Raw genomic sequence first — 17,481 nt, forward strand, 5'->3', positions numbered from 1 at the left:
TTTATTCCCTATGGGGAGTAGGAGGGACAACCATGATTATTGTTGATGGAAATAAAAGTTCCAAGACCATAGCTACTTTTGACAACCTGGAACAGGTGCTGACCAGCTTGATGCAGGAAGAAAGCCTGGAAGGTCGTGTGATCACGGATGTTCTGGTGAACCACGAAGCTTTTTCGGAAATCTATCCCCATCAGGCAGAAGATATCACCTGCGACTCCATTTCGTGCGTGGAGGTCCGCTCCGTGCCCAGCAGCGAACTGGCCGTAGATATCGCTGGCGAAATGGACAAGGTTGCCCGGATGATGGGGCACGGTGCGCGTGAAGTTTCACGCCTGTTCCGTGAGTCATCGGATACTGACGCGCTTGAACTTTTTCAGGATCTGCTGGACGTCACGCGCGATTTCATGAATATGCTTGGTGATTTGCGCCAGCGGTACGCTGATGAAGAAGCTGCGGAGTTTTCTGAAAAAACGGAAAAGCTTTCAAATCTGCTTTCTGAAATGGGCGATGCGCTGGAAAATGAAGACTGGATTTTGCTGGCTGATCTGCTGGAGTATGAATTTTTGCCCATCTGCACCGATTGGGGGCAGGTTAGCGAGCGTCTGCGCGAAAAGATCATAAAGCGCGTTGCCCAATAGGGCGGCAAGGAGCATTTATGGCTCATGGGATTTGCCTGCTGGACCAGGCGCTTGACCTGGCCATGCAGGAGATGGCTGCACTTGAGGACGGTGCGTATGAGAAGGCCGTAGAATTGGCTGAAAAACGCAACGAAGTCACCAGTATGGCTTGGCATATGCTTGAGAGCGGCAGTGTCGAAGAATACCGGGGGCACCTTATTGAACTCAACCGTGTGCAGGAACATCTGACCAGCCTCGCTATTCAGGCTCGCGATTCCTTGCGCCAGGATCTGCAACGTTCCCGCCGCGAGCGCCAGCGTATGAGCGGCTATCATCAGGCCATCGGTCAGGCCTTGCAGTAGCGCGAAAAAATATGTGTGTAATTGGGGCCTACGCTGCAAAACGGCGTATGCCCTTTTTTACAATGGTATTTCATCAGCAAGCGGCCTTTTTCATGCCGGTTGAGTGCGTAAGAGCGCTCAGTCGGCTTCAAAAAGGCCGCTTGCTTGTTGTCTGGCAAAATGGTCACTGTAAAGGCAGCTTCAGGGAGCAGCCCATTTTTTGTTTGAGTTTTAAGCGGTTCAATGACAAAAAAGTGTTCTAGTTGGCAGACTTGTTTCCTTGCCAACCCCCTCGGGCGTATGATTTTGCTGGCAAGGCCACAACGGCCGGGCGCGCGATGTTTACTATTGTTCTCATTTCGCCTAGTTTGACATAATTTTCTATATAGCTTGACTGTGGTTTCATGCTTCAGAGATGTGCCCGTTTTCAATGGAGGCTGCTCAAATGGATTCACAGAAGACCGTTTTCTTTTACTGAGGAGTTTAGCAATGGAAAGCCAGTACTGGAAGCTCGACCCAGACTTGAAATATATGCAAGTCTACTCAATGAAAGAAGAAATACTGGGGCTCCCAGAAGGTGATCTGGTTGGACGGTCCTTTTTGGACTTTATGAATCCCGATGATGCCGACAAAATTCGTGACGTTTTTTACAGTAAAGAAAAAAAGCCCCTTTCATTCTCGCATGTGGTCGTGCGTTATGTTTCCATGCGCGGTTTTTTACTGGTTATAGAAATAAGCGGCGTTCCCGTATTTGATGAAAATAACGTGTTTCTGGGGTTTCAGGGTACGGAGAAAGATCTGGCGGCCATTCCGATTCAAACTGATGAAAAAGATGTTCCGCAACTTGAATTGATATTTGGGCTGGCCCCCATTGCCATTTGCGCAGTTGGCCGGGATGGCCGGCTGCTGGCTGTAAATGCCAAGTATGCAGATTTGTTTGGCAGCTCTTTGATGTCGCTGATGGGGATCAAGGTTGCAGATATTGACGAGGAAAGGGGTGAGAAAATTGTTCAGGATTTCAAGCATCTTGATTCTGGCGTATCCGTTCCCGATCATGAAGTGAGCATTAATAATAGAGACTACCTTGTCTCTGTTACCCCGATTTCCAGCGCATCCAGTTCGGTGGTGGCTATTTGCGTTGTTCTTCTGGACATTACAGAGCGAAAACGCCTTGAGCATGTGGTGGCTGTGGCCAATCAGCGGCTTGCTGAAATGAACACCAGAGATTACCTCACAGGGGCATATAATCGCAGATATTTTGATGAATTTCTGACCCGTGAATTGCTGAGCCTGGGGCGCACTGGCGGTTGCCTTAGCGTGGCATTCATTGATGTGGATTTTTTCAAACGCTACAATGATGTGTATGGGCACCTTGCAGGTGATCATTGCCTTATCAGTGTGGTCAAGGCCATGACTGAAGCTCTGTTGCGCGCCACTGACTGTCTTTTTCGCTACGGAGGCGAGGAATTTGTTGTTGTCATGCCTGGCACGGACGAAGCTGGGGCTCTCGCCATTGGGGAGCGTCTTCGAGAGTCTGTCTACGATCTAAATATTCCGCATTCAGAAAATTCGTGGGGCCGGGTTACTATCAGTATTGGCTTACGAACCATTGAAGCCGCCTGCGCCTACTGTAGCATGAATTCCAGTGACGAGATTATCAAGGCTGCGGATGAAGCGCTTTACAAGGCCAAGGCTAGCGGAAGAAATTCCATTGCAGCCTCCAGTCAGATATGTACCCCTGGGGGAAATTAACCTGTTGCTGATTTGCTACAATAGCAGCATCAAAATTTCGTATGCCGATTCCTGTTAATGAAGAAACCTTCACAATTCGCAGATCAAATATGACAACAGGCTCATCGTGCGGGTAAATGCGTAATCGCTGGGCGTGATAGCTTTTTTGGGCAGCAATTTGGGGTGTTGGGCTTCAAAGTATTTTATCTGTGCGTAGTAATAAAAAAATCAAGAAGATGTCTTCGATAATTTGTTTTTATCTCCAAGCCGCTATAATTCCTGAAATGTGTATTGTGCGTTGCCGAAAATAATTTTTTGAATATTTTACGCGATGTGACGCTGTTTCTTCGCTTCTGCTGTCAACATAGGTATGCATTCTTTTCAATGAAGAGGATGTATATTTTTTTTCTCTCCTTCATCCATCGGTAAAGCCAAAGTAAAATATCGCGGCCATACATGGGCAAGCGTGCTGACATCGCGCCAGGGTTTTGCATTATGTTTACTATTTCATCATGGCCGCATAGTTTAGCGCAATATCCATGCATAATTTCGGCTTTTTTTCCTTATGCATAACGAACGCCCCGCTCCGTTATAGCTAATTCCACCGGGGCCGCAGAGATCGCTTTTTTATGATGGGGTTCAGCTATGAAAAGCAAGGCGTGGAAGACCTGTCCTGATTTGAAATATCTTCAGGTTTCTTCAGAGAAAGAAAAAATACTGGGTCTGCCGAAAGGTGGACTGATTGGGAAATCTTTTCTGGATTTTATGGATCCCGAAGAGGCCAGTAGGACACGCCAGTTTTTTTACGGCACCGACGGGAAGCCTCGTTCCTTTTCCCGTGTGGTTGTGCGCTATCTTTCCGCAGAAGGTTTTTTGCTTGTTCTGGAGATCAGTGGCGCTCCCGTGTTTGATGCGGCTGGTCTTTTTCTCGGTTTCGAGGGCGTGGACCGTGATGTTGCCGCAATACCAACTCATATAGCCGGAATAGATGTTCCGCAACTGGAACAGATATTTGGCATGGCCCCAATTGCAATCTGCGCCGTTGGGCGCGATGGGCGGCTGCTGGCTGTCAATGGCATGCATGCGGCTTTATCTGGGCAATCCTTGATGTCTTTAATTGGAGTTAAGGTCGGGGATCTGCACCCTGAAAGTGGGCAAAAAATTATTCAGGATTTCAAGCTGCTTGATGCGGGCGGGCAGGTTGCTGATCACGAAGTTGTAATCGAGGGGAGAGACTATCTTATTTCTGTCACGCCAATAGCCAAAGAATCCCGGTCAGTTGTAGCTATTTGCGTTATTCATTTGGATATTACCGAACGGAAACGCCTGGAGCATCAAGTGGCTGTAGCCAATCAGCGCCTTGAGGAAATGAATACCAGGGATTACCTGACTGGGGCATATAACCGCAGATATTTTGACGAATTTCTCACTCGCGAGGTGTTGAGTCTGGGGCGTACTGGCGGCTGCCTTGGCGTGGCATTCATAGATGTGGATTTTTTCAAATTTTTTAATGACGCATACGGGCATCTTGCGGGGGACCATTGTTTGACCAGTATCGTCAAGGCCATGACAGGGAGTCTGCTGCGCTCCACTGATTGCCTGTTCCGTTATGGAGGCGAGGAGTTTGTTGTGGTCATGCCAGGCACGGGCGAAGCTGGCGCAATTGTCATAGCAGAACGTCTTCGCAAGGCTGTCTATGATCTCAATATCCCGCATGCTGAAAGTTCGTGGGGCCGGGTGACCATCAGTATTGGTTTGAGAACCATTGAAGCCGCGTGCGCCCACTGCGAAATGAGCACCAATGAGGAGATTGTCAAAGCTGCGGATGAAGCCCTGTACAGGGCCAAAGCCAGTGGGCGCAACGCCATAGCATCTTCCAGCCAGGTATGTGCCTCCGGGCCGGAAGGCCTTTAGAAAAGCCGCCATCTGCCTGCGCCCCCAAGCGCTGGGTAATCCGATGGGCGCGGAGGCTGTGAAGTATGGCGGCACAGACGATGCCAATATTGATGCCCACGCAGTAGAAGCTACTGCGTGGGCATCCTGTACCAAGCGCGCCGCTATCTATTTTTTTACTTCAACCCATATGGGGTTGGTGACGGCGTAGCGGCCTTTGCCGTCCATTACAACAAAGTTGTACCATGTATCCTTTTCAGGGGTAGTCTCAAAGCTGTAGGACACGGCGTCTTTTGTGTCGTTGAATTCTTTTTTACCCACAGGTTTGCCTTCGCTGTATACCTCAATGCTTTTCAGGCCGTGAACGGCTTGCAGTTCGGCGTTAAACGTGATGGCTTTTCCCGCCGTTACGGTTTTGGTGGAGCCGAACATGCTGTCGCTGCCAGGAGTGATGATGGGCCCCATAGTAACGTAGCTGTTTCCGGCCTTCAGGGCTGCCATGTAAGATTTGCTGCTCACTTTGCCATCAACGTATGCGTATGTTCTGATAATGCCGGGATAGAGAATGGACGTTACATCGTGCTGGTCCGAGCCGGAACTGAGATAGATCTTTTTCCCTTTATTCCAGTAGGCCATTGCGGCATCAAGAGCGCGCTTGTCCATATTCTTGGGATCTTTCAGGTCAATGGTAGACTGGATCTCAAGAAGATCAAAATCATCGCTGCCCGGGGCGTTGCCGTCTTTTACGCCGTCCCGGTTATGAAGGAAGCCATAGTCGGTGTACGGGTGGTTCATGACGACAAGAGCGCCCATAGCGTGCCCGGCCTTGATGATTTCCGCAGGGGTAAGGTCTGGGGATATGGGTTTCTGCTTGTAATCTGCCCCAAGAATGCCCCAATGCCCCCAGCCGGGCGAAACTTCAAGGCTGGAGAGGAAGGGGTTGCCCGTTGTGCGCGCAAGCTTATCCATTTCTGCGTTATTGCCCACAGAGTCGTGGTCAGACACGGCAAGACAGACCAGACCAGCCGCCAGCTGCCCCTTGTGCAGTTCCTTGATGGGGGTTGCGCCGTCGCCAATGTCCGAGTGCTGATGGATGTCGGCACTGTACCATTTTCTGCTGGAAGTCTGGATAGCAGTGGGAATGGTAATAGTTTTTTTAAGTATTTCTTTGGGCTTGACGGTTTGCTTGAGCACTACGGGCAGGCTTTCAAAATCGCTGCCGTGGGTGATGGTAAACGTCAGTTCGTTTTCGGGCGCAGGAATGTCCGCGCGGATTTCATGCGTCTTGGGATCTGAGAAAAAGACTGTTCCGCCAAGGGTTTTGACGGTTGAGGTTGTGCCGCCAACCTTTATCTTGGCATGAATGGGTTCGCCTTTTTCGTTGACCACCTTAAAAATGGCCTTGGCACCATCCTTCACCGAGAACTGAACTTTTTGGTCAGCCGCAAGCGCCATCAGCTGGCTGTTCGAGGGGGTATAGCCCTTGGCTTCAACATGGGTGCTATAGTTCCCCTTTGGAAGCTTCATTGAGAAATTGCCTTTCTCGTCAGTCATTTTCCACACAAGGGGTTGCATGATGTCTTTTTTGACCGCATCAGCACCGTGGGATTTCACAGTTTCCTTGTATGCGCCCTCTTTGCTGATGATGACAAAAGCGCCGGGAACAGGCTTGCCGCTGCTGTCCTTAACCTGCCCCTGCACAAGGGCAAAGGGCAGCGCCGGGTCTTTTTCCTGGTAGCGCTCAAGTATGGGCGCTGTTTCACCCTTGTCGATAACGATAATTTCGCCTGTGTATTCGTATGTTTTTCCAGGCTCTATGGTTCGCAGCACATACAGGTCTTTGTAGCCGCTGGAACCTTTGTAGGTGTTGGCTCCGTCAACCTGCACGGCAACCGCATAGTCCTTGCCGTAGGTGACAATAAAGTCGCCAAAGCGTTCCTGCACGTCTTTATCCGCCCCAACAGCAATACCCGTGGCCTTAAGGTCGGGGTAGTAGCCAAAGGGACCGTACATGCTGGCGGCAAGGGTGCTCAGCGAGTAGCCGCTGTACATGTTTTCGTAGGGCTCATTGCCCGCGGGGTTGTGGACAGTGGTTTTCAGGCCGATGTAGTTTTTATCGGCTTCGAGCGTGTACTGGATGGTGACACTGAGGGGGAGAGTATGCCCCTTGGTCCAGTAGCGGCTGTTTACCGTAACCACGATTTTATCTTTTTCCTGCTTGCAAAGGATGTCCTGTGAAGGAACATGCAGCAGGTCTTCATTGTTGTACGATCCGGTGGCTGACCAGAGGTCGTTAAGAAATTCTACGTCATTGACGAGGTCTGTTCCGAATTTGCCGTCTTTCATGACTGCAATGTCAAGGATGCTGCCGCTGGTCATGTTCCAGTAATTGTTGGAACCAACAGCAAAGGATACAGCGATTTTTCCATTATAGATGGTGAAATCTTTTTCGTGAATCGCCATGCCCTGATCAATGGGGGTAGCCCCTTTTATGACGCCCAGAGGCAGGGAAGGGGAAGTTCCGGCAAAGCACACAGAAGGCAGTGTTGTAGTGGCAAGCAGCCCTGCTGTGGCAATAAGGAATTCTCTACGCTTCATTTTGTCTCCTGCAATAGTGTGCAGCCCAGGGCATGCCTTGAGCCGAGGATGCGCCACGCGGATGTGCTCCGTCGTGACAGAAAATTTATTTATATGTTGAGCTATGCGTATGTTGCACACCTTGATATGTGCTAAACAGCTTTGCTGAGAAAATAGCGAAAGTATTAATAATTTATTCTGTGTCTGATAAAGAACATTTAATAATCAGCTATTATAATTAGTATGTGAAATATCTTGAGGTATTGAGTATTTGGCTGCCCAATTGCTTTCCTTCACTGCTGTGCCGATATTTCAGAGATACAAAAATCAAAATGAGCAGGTCAGGCAAGCATTATTCACAGTGGGCGTGCTATTCAAAAATATGGCAGCCAACACAGGCTGGCTCCTTGCACGCAGGTAAATATCAGCAGGTTTTTATTGTGGCTCTGTAAAAAGCCGCTCTTCAAGTTTGTCAAAACTAGTTTATCTGCAAAAAATTTCAATAAAAAATTTTTCCGATTGGATAGTCATGAAGAAAGTATGTGGATATGATGTGATAGGTGTTAAAATTTTTAATATAGAGATTCATAGGTTCCAGTATACAGTAATGTTTCATCCTGTATGACTGTTTTTTAAGGAGTTTTATAGTAAAAATGGTTTACTTGAATGGAGATGTGCGGTTTGTGCTGGCCGACCCCATGTGTGTTTATGAGCCAGGGGCAGTTGGCAAAAATATGTTCGTATTATTACGAAGTTGGGCTGCGCCAGAAGCGCAAGGGAGGGCGGCTGTAGCACTTTTGTGTAGTCCAGCACCCCAAAGATGGGAGAGGTCAGGGAGAGGTATGACAAATAAACGAAAAAAGGACTCGGGTATTGCTACCTGAGTCCTTAAATTTCGTGGGGATCACTTGAATTAATAGCTTAATGTGCTGTCTTAACTTGATTAAAAATATTTAAAATTTTTCGACACCGTCAGTCCTTTGTTCAAATCTAGCCACTAACAGTAATTTTGCTACTCTAAACAGCATATGTAGAGGTTTCTACTGATTTGGATTGAAGATAAAGCTCTATTTCATCCTCATTGTTAAAGTGAATGTTATCTATTTTTTTGATATCTGATTTTATATTAGTTCCATAGAAGTTTTGATCAAAAAGCTCTCTCCATTTGGCAGGGTAGCATTGTCGAATAATAAAGGATAAAAAGAAAAGAGGTGTTATTTTATGCTGACAGCCTATGCGGATTTGATTTTTGTGTCCAATATGAAGATGTGCAGCAGGATGAATGCCGTTGCTATAGGCCGTTGGATCGTAATCGTATCTAATTGGAGTCACAAGTTTATTCAGCTCAACCTCATCCTTAAGGTACTGCCGATACTGCTCATTAGTAGCCTCAGGAAATAATTCTCTAAATTCTTCTTCTGTTATAAATGAATAAGGATTATCATAATATGCTAAGGAGTATTTTCCATTAAATTGTGGACATTCTAAAAGCAGCAATGATTGATCAAATAAAACAAAATTTGCAGCATTCGATTTATATATGTATTCCCAAATTTGCTTGTAAGAAAATTGGCGGAACAGTGCCCCAGGTTCCTTAATTTTTGGAGGAACCAGAGAATATGTTTCAACAAGCTCTAATTTATTTAGAATTAAGAAACACTTAGTTAATTGTTGTAAAAAGACTTTATTCTGCATTTTTTTTCTTGTGGGAAAGCTTCTTATTAACTAATTCTCTTATCTTATCCGGCCCCAACGTTTCAACGAAACGATCGAACTCCTGTTCTTCTTTTATTTTTTTCATGCTAATATGACTCATATCGTCAGGTATGATTTCCAATGCTTCTTTGGGCGGATATACGAACTGCATGGTTGGAAATTTATGCTTTGCCATTTCCAATTCTACTTTAAATTGGGCGGCACTATGTCCCATACCAGTAATTGTTACCCATCCTTTCGATCTAGTTAACGCGGTAAAAATTTTATTCCGATTTGTTTTTGATCCATAAGACATCACAGCATCTATACCTAAGATATATACAGAATACGCTTCATTGCCTTTTGCCTTGCTTAGGGTTGAAAGAGTTACTTTTCCTTCTTTTTCAAAATCAACTAAATCATAAACGTCGGCATGAATGTTATTGAAACTTATATCTAGCTTAAAAAGCGCAGAAGATACTGAGTTAAGATAGCTTTTTGCGTTCCGGTCATCGATTGCGATAACTAGAATATCGTCTGGGCGCAGGCCTTGAGTAATATCATTCTCGATACTTTCCGCACAAAATTCAACTTCGTCTTCGAATTCTTCAAATACTTCACATCTGATGATCTCATTTAGATCTTGAGAAGCCGACAGTGATGTTAACGTATTTTCGATTGGGCGCTCTATGGTGACCATGCTACCGGCCTTAAGTTCACCATCTGTTATTCGATATCCAGCGCTGACCCATCTGTCTTCGGTCTCCAGCATTTGAACTATCCTGGAGTAGATGCCAAAACCAAGAGCATGAGCACAGACCAATATTTCGCGCGGATTTCGATAGCACTTATACAATATAACATCACTTGCAATTCCGTGTGTTATGTCAGCGCTACTAGGGATGGCATTTGAAAAAATACTTTGTAATTCATCATATGCCCAAACAACTCTGGCATTTTTAGTGCTTGCAGCGATCAAGTTAATGAAAGAAATGGGAAAATCTTGTCCTTCATCAATAAACGCGAAATCGTATTTTTTTACGGGAGTTGGGCATAGTGCCAGAAATTGAGAACATACAACGTCAAATGGTTCTTTCCCTCTCCCATATGCTTGCGAGAATTTCATTGGGGAAATGCCGTTGTCTATGCAGGCCTGATAATAGGCCCCATTTGTGATCTCTCCACCCCACCCATGCAAGACAAAAACCCTATTTTCAAAATCTGGATTTTGACCATCAGAGAAATGACGATAAAAACGCGTAACTAGCTATTGTACGAGTTGGTATAAGCTTTTTGTGTAAAATGTTAATAATATTGTTGCATTGGGGTTTTCTAAGTGGGCAAGGGCCGCCTTCATTGCGAGAATTACTGTTTTTCCCGAACCAGCTAGGCCCCTGATTCGCTGGACTCCAGTATTGTGCTGCATATACCCATGTCGTTGTTTATTATCAAATGTAGTTATTTCGGCTTCTAGTTTATTGACCAAGTCCCCCTTTGATCCTGAAGTGACGTTTTTTCTTAATTTAGGGCGTGGTAAGACCACAGATCCGTCAACAATACTTATAATTTTGTTAATAGTGTTGCTATTAATTGTATTGTCTATTTTTTTATATACCGCTTTAAGCTCTCCAAATCTGTTTATTGCAAGAGATAGAAGGTCTCCTGTATAATTATCAAAGCCTGGAGCATATAATATTGTTTCAAAACTGAAGCTTAATTCCTTGCGATTCTCTCGAAGTTCTCTGTATTTGATGAGCTTTGAATATATAAGAGAATATAACTCATCAAGAATTTCATCATCTGTATCAATGCTTTCGACATCGCCAGTTCGCGCAAGAGTCGTTCCAAAAAGAGTTAACCCCTTATTCTCACTAATAAGTAGTACACTTGCTCTGAGCAGTGTATTGTCTTCATTGGTTAAAATGGGAAAATCATAGAAAACGTAACAATTTCCCAAGCACAACGAACTTTCGTTGTCTTCAAAATAGCTAATTAAATCTGAAGCAAAACTATTTTCCCTAAGTCCCGATCTATCAGGTATGACTTGTATTGGCATAGCTTCCCCAAAATCGTTCTAATTAAATGCAAAACGCGTATATAAGTTTGGCTACCTTTTTAGCATTAGCACTGCAATTTCTCTGACAAATATTGTGAGTCCACTCCACATTTTCATTCTAAAAATATTCGTTCCACCCGGATCCGCCGGAATTTTTTATGTTACGGCAAATAAAAAAGTGCTTGGGCCACAGCGAAAAGTATTTTACGAAGGATAGCGTAAAGAAATGAGGACCGCAATGCGCTATCTATGTTCAATATTCTGGGCTATTCTTGAGTGGGGGATCATGCGGGGAAGAGGAGAAGCCACCGCGCAAATGCAGTATCTCTAACCCCTCACGAGTAGTGAGGGCGCACTTACCAGTTTCCTATGGAAAACTAGGTGCGCTCTGGGAGGCTTGGTGCGGAGAGGCAGCGGCGGGGAACATAAAAAAATGGCGTGCGTGTCTGTGGTCTTTGCGGAAAGAAAAAAGATAACCCACTATGCTTTACTTTGTAAAACGTGGGTGACCCGACCGCCAAAGACAGAAAGACAAAATTCAGATGCCATCTCTCGCCAGCATCTGACTGTGGAGCGGATGAAAAGCGAGGCTTCGATCCCCGCGAGCGTGCCGTTCATAAGTCGCTCTTAGTCCCTGCCTTCCATCTTTTGACAAGTGCATCTGTCATTTCACCCGGACGGACATTGAGGGCTTCCGCAAGCTTTATCAGCATGTCGACGTTAGGCCATTTCCGCCCAGTTTCCATCTTTCCAACGAACCCCTTGGATATGTCCACTAATCCTGCAAGTTGCTCTTGAGTCATCCCGGCTTTCAACCGGTATTCGCGTAAGACATCTCTGAAGTATAGTTTTGCTATTTGCTCTTCCATGGTTGCTAGATAACTCTTGCATAGGACGCGTTTATTCCCTATAGGGAAGAAAAGCGTCCTATGGGGAATAAAATATGCGAATAGAATATTGTGAGCCAGAGGGCTATTATCTGCTCGGACAAGAGCAATATGCGGGGATAACCGCTGATGCCGTGCTGGCGCGTTTTAAGGTCGCTACAGGCATAAAATCAGAGGTGGAGCTTGCAGGCTGGCTGGGAGTGCGGCAATCACAGATTTCAGATGTGAAACGTCGAAACATATTTCCAGCGAAGTGGCTTTACCTTTTGTTGGAAAAGCGGACACACTACAATCCTCTATGGGTACTGACTGGCGAGGGAGAAGCATACACAGAAGAGGGGTGCAAACAACATTTACGTGAAATCCGCATCCACAAACGAGGGACAGGGAAGGGACAAAACTTATAAATAAACAGAAAAAGGACTTATGCTTGTATGGCATAAGTCCTTGATTTCTTTGTGGTGCCGAGGGACAGAATTGAACTGCCGACACGGGGATTTTCAGTCCCCTGCTCTACCAACTGAGCTACCTCGGCCCTTGGCCAGAGTGGAATAAATTCCACAGCGGCTGGAGAAGTCTTCTACCCACTTGCCAAGGCTTTGGCAAGTCTTTTTTTGCAAGTTTTACACAAAACCTTGAAAATCGTGCGTCTTCCGGCCATACTGCCGTAGTTGCAGCAACGGAACAGGCCGCAACACTGCTTGGCCTGTTTGGTTTTGCGAGTTCTCTTCCCTTGGGCAAGCTTAGGCTGCGCGCAGTAATGCCGGGCCAAAGTGCCTGCAGAGCAGAATTTTGGGGCATGCCCCCCAAAGTGTCTATGGCCACATCATCCATTTTGGATGCCCTCGCAACAAGGATTTTTTTTAGTGAAACTGGGCAATCCTTTTCCTCAAATCGCGCATGATTTCGCAACAATGGGCGTTTCAGGCCTGGCAAGAACCATCGTGCAGGCGCTTCTTATCGGTGGGGCGACGGGCGTGGTTATCGGGCTGTTCCGCCATCTGAACAATATAATTACTCACTGGATTGTGCGTTCTGTAAGCGAGCACGGCCTGAGTGACAGCCTCGTTGGCTGTGCGGTGTTCTTCGGTTTGCTGCTGCTGGCTGTCATTTCTGTGTTGCTGTTGCGCATTGAGCCGCTTATCAGCGGTAGCGGCATCCCGCAGGTTGAGCTTATGGTCAAGGGCAGAATGCGCATGAACTGGTTTCGTGTGCTGGTGTGCAAGTTTGCCGGGGCTCTGACCGCGCTGACAGGGGGCCTTTCTGTTGGCCGCGAAGGCCCGTGCATCATGATGGGGGCGTCCCTTGGCGTGGGAGTCGGGCGGTTGTGGCATGATCCGAAAGCCGCGCATGAACCCCGGTTTCTTGTGGGGGGCAGTGCCGCTGGGCTTGGAGCAGCCTTTGGTGCGCCAATGGCGGGCATGTGCTTTGCCTTTGAGGAAATGAAAACCCCCCTTCGTGTGCCGATGGTCATTACATGCGCCATAACAGCTTTTGCGGCTATGTATGTGATGCAGGCTATTTACGGCTTTGGCCTGGTTTTTCCCTTTGGTTCACGTCCCACGCTGCCCTGGCAGGCCTGGTGGCTGGTTCCTGTGGTAGGTGTGGCTATGGGGGCCCTTGGCGTTCTATACAATACCATGCTTATTCGTCTGACCCTCTGGGCTGACAAGACAAAAATGCTGCCAATGCATCTGCGTGTGGTCATCCCCTTCATGTGCGCCGGGCTTTTTCTGTATTTTTATCCCACGGTGCTGGCGGGATTTGGCATAACGACGCTTCAGCTCGCTGACATGACCCTGCCTCTGACAGCGCTTTTGCTGCTGCTGACAGTCAAAATGCTTTTCTCCTGCGCAAGTTTCGCCACCGGGGTGGCGGGCGGCCTGCTTATGCCCATCTTGTTTATGGGGGCTATGGCCGGAGCCTGCGTTACATCAGCACTGCTGCTTTTTGACGTGGTCACTCCCGAAAAAAGCGTTATCATTCTTATTTTGTGCATGGCCGGGTTGTTCGGCTCGTCGGTGCGGGCTCCCCTGACAGGGGCATTTTTAATGCTTGAGATGACGGGCGCATACCCGAATATGCTGTTTATCATCATTACTGCCTATATTGCCGCCTATGTTGCCGACAAAATGGGCTGCGACCCCGTGTACGACAGTCTGCGCAGACGGTGCGTGATTGAGGGAAAGATCAAACGTCCCAGATACAAGCCACGCCGCCCGCAGAGGTCTGCCAGCGCTGCCCCTGGCGGTGTTGTGTAGAAGTTTCGTTTGAGCGGTATTTTTAATGTGCGTTGTAATTTATGTAACATGCTGTTATAATTTATATTAATAAATAGTGCTTGCACTTTATGATTGGAGTGGCTATTTTGGCCCTTCAATGTAAAACAGGCCATGTGGAGTAGGTATGACCCGTAAAGACCGCACAGAAGGCATATACAGCCGCCGCGAAGTTCTGGATGAGAGCGAACGCCGCCAGTATTGCCTTATCCAGCTCAAGGACTTGCTTTCCTACGCGTACCGCTATTCGGAAGACGTGAAAAAGCGTTTTGACCGCGCGCAGTTTAATGTGGAGAAGTTCAAGACCCTTGCTGACATCAAGCATATTCCCATTCTCAAAAAGAAAGAGCTTATCTTTCTTCAGTCTATGGGGCCGCGTCTGGGCGGACTGCTGACCAAGGATATTGGCGAACTCAAGCGCATATTTTTGTCCCCTGGCCCCATTTTTGACCCGGAAGACCGTGGTGAAGATTACTGGGGCTATACAGAGGCCTTTTATTCCGTGGGCTTCCGCCCCGGCGACGCCGTGCAGAATACCTTCAACTATCAGTTGACGCCTGCGGGCCTGATGTTTGAAGAGCCTCTGCGCAATCTTGGCTGTGCGGTTATTCCCGCCGGACCAACTGACGCCGCCACGCAGCTGGACATCATGCAGAAGTTGCGCGTGTCTGGTTACGTGGGTACGCCGAGCTTTCTTATGCATTTGGCGCAGAAGGCTGAAGAAAAAGGCCTCAACCTGCGTAAGGATCTCTTTTTGGAAGTGGCTTTCGTCACTGGCGAAAGGCTTTCGGAAAAGATGCGTTCGCAGATGGAAAAGAAGTACGACCTGGTTATGCGTCAGGGCTATGGCACGGCAGACGTGGGCTGCATCGGTTACGAATGCTTCCACAAGACAGGCCTGCACATCGCCAACCGCTGCTTTGTGGAAATTTGCCATCCTGACACGGGTATTCCGTTGAAGGACGGCGAAGTGGGCGAAATCGTGGTAACGGCCTTCAACAAGACCTATCCGCTTATTCGTCTGGCCACAGGCGACCTTTCATTCATCGACCGCAGCCCCTGCGCTTGCGGCCGCACCAGCCCGCGCCTCGGCAGCATTGTGGGCCGCGTGGACACGACAGCCCGTATTATGGGTATGTTTGTGTACCCGCATCAGGTTGAACAGGTCATGAGCCGCTTTGAAGAAATCAAGCGCTGGCAGATCGAAGTCACCAACCCCGGTGGCATCGACGAAATGACCCTTTTTGTGGAAACCAGCGGCTTCAAGCGCGAAGAAGAGCTGCTGCACCAGTTCCGCGAGAAGATCAAGCTGCGCCCCGAACTGCGCGTGCTGGCTCCCGGCAGCCTGCCCCCGCAGATCCGCCCCATCGAAGACAAGCGCCATTGGGACTAAGCCCCAGCGCTGTGAGAATATCAGAGGCCAGCTCCGTAAGGGGCTGGCCTCTGAACGTGTTGGCGCAGCCAACGCGACCGGGAATCCGGAGCAGGCTGCGGCTTTGCCGCGCCGTGAAGCGATTGATTGCCGTGCCTTTCCGCCCGGCAGCAGTGCTGACGAAGGCGGCGCAAAGTCCGGTGGAGCTTTGTCATCTGGCAAGTCAGCCAGCTCCGTAAGGGGCTGGCCTCTGAACGTGTTGGCGCAGCCCAAAGAATTTCATAACCGGATATGGCGAAAGCTTGACAAATAGATAGCACACTACTATTTAGCTATGCATCAAAATGAGGTTGTACAATGAGCGCATCACCCAGAGACACCGTGGGTATGACCATAAACCGTGCAGGCCGCCTGTGGCGGACACGTCTTGATGAACGTCTGGTGCCGCTGGGGCTGACGCAGGCCCGGTGGCTGGTATTGGTACATCTTTCGCGCATGAATGATGAAGCTTCACAAAAGGAACTTGCCCAGTCCATTGGCGTGGAAGGACCAACGATGGTTCGTGTGCTGGATGGCCTTGAGCGTATGGAGCTTGTGGAGCGGGTTGGTCACAAAGATGACCGGCGCGTCAAGGTGGTGCGCCTTACCCCCAAGGCCCAGGAAGTTCTTGAGGAAATAATGCGAATAGGTTCCGGCTTGCGCCGTGAAGCCCTGACGGGCTTGTCGGATGAAGAGCTTGCCGAATTTTCACGGGTACTTGAAATCATACTTAACAATCTAAGCGTCATGACCGCCCGTTGACGGCAGCCGTGCGCCTTTCAAGGAGCTGACAGCGCATGCCCCTTTCCCTTTCGCCTCAGGCTGCGCGCCTGTTGTCCTCCCCTGTACGCACCAGAAAACGTGTTCTTCTGCTCTCCGGGTTGGTTCTGGTTGCCGCGGTCGTTGCTTTTTTAGTTCATCGCCAGCGGCATATTACGGAAAACGACGCAAGAGTGATGGCCGACATGATCACCATCAGCAGCCGTGTAGACGGCTGGGTGGCACAACGGGATGTTACCGATGGCGACCTGGTGACTGCGGGCAGCCAGCTTGTTGTTATTGACCAGCGTGAAGCCCTTATGCAGGTGGAAGAGCTGCGGGCCAGCGACGAGGCTTTGCGGCTGGAATCAGAGCGGGTGAAAACCCTGCTGGAGATAAGCCGGGGCGCTACAGAAAGCACCATAGCCGCAGCGCGGGCCCACCGTGCCAATGCGGAAGCAGCCCTGCATTTCAGCCAGGCCGAGTTGGATCTGGCCCGTAAGGACTTCACACGCAGTGAAAATCTCATTGCAGAGAATGCCATTGCCCGCCGGGTATGGGATCAGAGCCGTACTGTTTTGCAGCAGGCCGAAGGCAAGCATCGTCAGGCTCTTGCCCAACTGGCGGAGGCTCAGGCCAACCTTGACCAGGCACTTGCCCATCAGGACGACCCACGTGTGCTTGAAGCCCAGTTAGCCCAGCTTGACCAGCAGCGGGCCGAAGTGCAGGCCCGCATCAGGCAAAAGGACGTGGCTTTGGCTGACCGCGTGGTGCGCAGCCCCGTTGATGGTGTGGTTGACCAGAAGTTTGTAGAGCCGGGCGAGTACGTCATCCCCGGTCAGCGTCTTGTCATCCTGCATGATCCCAAGGCCGTGTGGGTGGAGGTTTTGCTCAAGGAAACCAAGCTGAGCGGCCTCAGGCCCGGTCAACCTGTGGACATCAGTGTTGATGCCTACCCAGGCCGTGCGTTCATTGGCAGTGTCGAGCGCATTGGCACGGCGGCCACCAGTCAGTTTGCCCTTATCCCCAGCCCGAACCCTTCAGGCAATTTTACCAAGATCAACCAGCGTGTGCCCGTGCGAATCAAGGTTGAACAACCGGACGACAACCCCCTCCGGCCCGGAATGATGGTGGAGGTGGATATTGACCTCGCCGGAATTTGACGCTCTGGCGCAACGCTACGGCGTGGCCTACAAGTGGTGGGCAACAGCGGCGGTAATGACAGGCTGCATCGC

General features: G+C 48.9%; 15 protein-coding genes and 1 tRNA gene. 9 read left to right on the plus strand and 7 right to left on the minus strand.

The features are described 5' to 3' along the window. The first annotated feature begins 32 nt into the window (after positions 1-32). Complete coding sequence (locus tag QM579_RS10870) at positions 33-638, plus strand: hypothetical protein (protein WP_414999168.1); 606 nt, start codon at positions 33-35, stop codon at positions 636-638. 17 nt (positions 639-655) lie between these two features. Next, positions 656-979: a hypothetical protein gene (locus tag QM579_RS10875; RefSeq protein WP_414999169.1), complete on the plus strand. Its 324-nt coding sequence runs from the start codon at positions 656-658 to the stop codon at positions 977-979. On the opposite strand, the gene QM579_RS10880 is transcribed toward QM579_RS10875, so the two are convergent. Then, positions 964-1,413 carry a hypothetical protein gene (locus QM579_RS10880; protein ID WP_414999170.1) on the minus strand — a complete coding sequence of 150 codons (450 nt, stop codon included), beginning with the start codon at positions 1,411-1,413 and terminating at the stop codon, positions 964-966. The two genes, QM579_RS10875 and QM579_RS10880, sit on opposite strands and share 16 nt — an antisense overlap. Before the next feature lie 34 nt (positions 1,414-1,447). Between QM579_RS10880 and QM579_RS10885 the strand changes: the two genes are divergently transcribed. Together QM579_RS10885 and QM579_RS10890 are read left to right on the plus strand one after the other, a co-directional pair. Then, on the plus strand, positions 1,448-2,710 hold the full coding sequence (locus tag QM579_RS10885; protein ID WP_414999171.1) for a diguanylate cyclase: 1,263 nt from the start codon (positions 1,448-1,450) through the stop codon (positions 2,708-2,710). Positions 2,711-3,334: 624 nt separating this feature from the next. After that, on the plus strand, positions 3,335-4,603 hold the full coding sequence (locus QM579_RS10890) for a diguanylate cyclase (RefSeq protein ID WP_414999172.1): 1,269 nt from the start codon (positions 3,335-3,337) through the stop codon (positions 4,601-4,603). 147 nt (positions 4,604-4,750) lie between these two features. Here the strand turns inward: QM579_RS10890 and QM579_RS10895 are convergent, their stop codons facing one another. The 5 genes from QM579_RS10895 to QM579_RS10915 form a co-directional block, all read right to left on the minus strand. Beyond that, on the minus strand, positions 4,751-7,180 hold the full coding sequence (locus tag QM579_RS10895; protein WP_414999173.1) for a CehA/McbA family metallohydrolase: 2,430 nt from the start codon (positions 7,178-7,180) through the stop codon (positions 4,751-4,753). Positions 7,181-8,176: 996 nt separating this feature from the next. Beyond that, a complete protein-coding gene (locus QM579_RS10900) occupies positions 8,177-8,854 on the minus strand; it encodes a DUF2290 domain-containing protein (RefSeq protein WP_414999174.1) in 678 nt (225 codons plus the stop codon). Continuing rightward, positions 8,844-9,980 (minus strand): ATP-binding domain-containing protein, encoded by a 1,137-nt coding sequence (locus QM579_RS10905; protein ID WP_414999175.1) that lies wholly within the window; start codon positions 9,978-9,980, stop codon positions 8,844-8,846. Before QM579_RS10905 ends, QM579_RS10900 begins: the two co-directional genes overlap by 11 nt. A gap of 141 nt (positions 9,981-10,121) precedes the next feature. Next, positions 10,122-10,910, minus strand: coding sequence for a hypothetical protein (locus tag QM579_RS10910; protein WP_414999176.1), 789 nt, complete (start codon positions 10,908-10,910; stop codon positions 10,122-10,124). Between the two features lie 614 nt (positions 10,911-11,524). Continuing rightward, the gene (locus QM579_RS10915) at positions 11,525-11,779 is read right to left on the minus strand and encodes a helix-turn-helix domain-containing protein (RefSeq protein ID WP_414999177.1); all 255 of its coding nucleotides are present in this window, start codon (positions 11,777-11,779) and stop codon (positions 11,525-11,527) included. A 74-nt stretch (positions 11,780-11,853) separates the two neighbouring features. On the opposite strand from QM579_RS10915, the gene QM579_RS10920 reads away from it, so the two are divergent. Further along, positions 11,854-12,204, plus strand: a complete 351-nt coding sequence (locus QM579_RS10920; RefSeq protein ID WP_414999178.1) for a helix-turn-helix domain-containing protein — start codon at positions 11,854-11,856, stop codon at positions 12,202-12,204. Between the two features lie 52 nt (positions 12,205-12,256). On the opposite strand, the gene QM579_RS10925 is transcribed toward QM579_RS10920, so the two are convergent. Next, positions 12,257-12,332 (minus strand) — tRNA-Phe (locus QM579_RS10925). 331 nt (positions 12,333-12,663) lie between these two features. Between QM579_RS10925 and QM579_RS10930 the strand changes: the two genes are divergently transcribed. The 4 genes from QM579_RS10930 to QM579_RS10945 all read left to right on the plus strand — a co-directional run bounded on the left by QM579_RS10930 (position 12,664) and on the right by QM579_RS10945 (position 17,409). Beyond that, positions 12,664-14,058: a chloride channel protein gene (locus QM579_RS10930; protein WP_414999179.1), complete on the plus strand. Its 1,395-nt coding sequence runs from the start codon at positions 12,664-12,666 to the stop codon at positions 14,056-14,058. Between the two features lie 145 nt (positions 14,059-14,203). Beyond that, complete coding sequence (locus QM579_RS10935; protein ID WP_183721018.1) at positions 14,204-15,469, plus strand: phenylacetate--CoA ligase family protein; 1,266 nt, start codon at positions 14,204-14,206, stop codon at positions 15,467-15,469. Positions 15,470-15,805: 336 nt separating this feature from the next. Then, complete coding sequence (locus QM579_RS10940; protein ID WP_414999180.1) at positions 15,806-16,249, plus strand: MarR family transcriptional regulator; 444 nt, start codon at positions 15,806-15,808, stop codon at positions 16,247-16,249. Between the two features lie 35 nt (positions 16,250-16,284). Beyond that, positions 16,285-17,409 carry an HlyD family secretion protein gene (locus QM579_RS10945; protein ID WP_414999181.1) on the plus strand — a complete coding sequence of 375 codons (1,125 nt, stop codon included), beginning with the start codon at positions 16,285-16,287 and terminating at the stop codon, positions 17,407-17,409. Positions 17,410-17,481: the final 72 nt, after the last annotated feature.

The sequence above is a fragment of the Desulfovibrio sp. genome, assembly GCF_047607245.1.
Taxonomy (GTDB): Bacteria; Desulfobacterota; Desulfovibrionia; order Desulfovibrionales; family Desulfovibrionaceae; genus Desulfovibrio.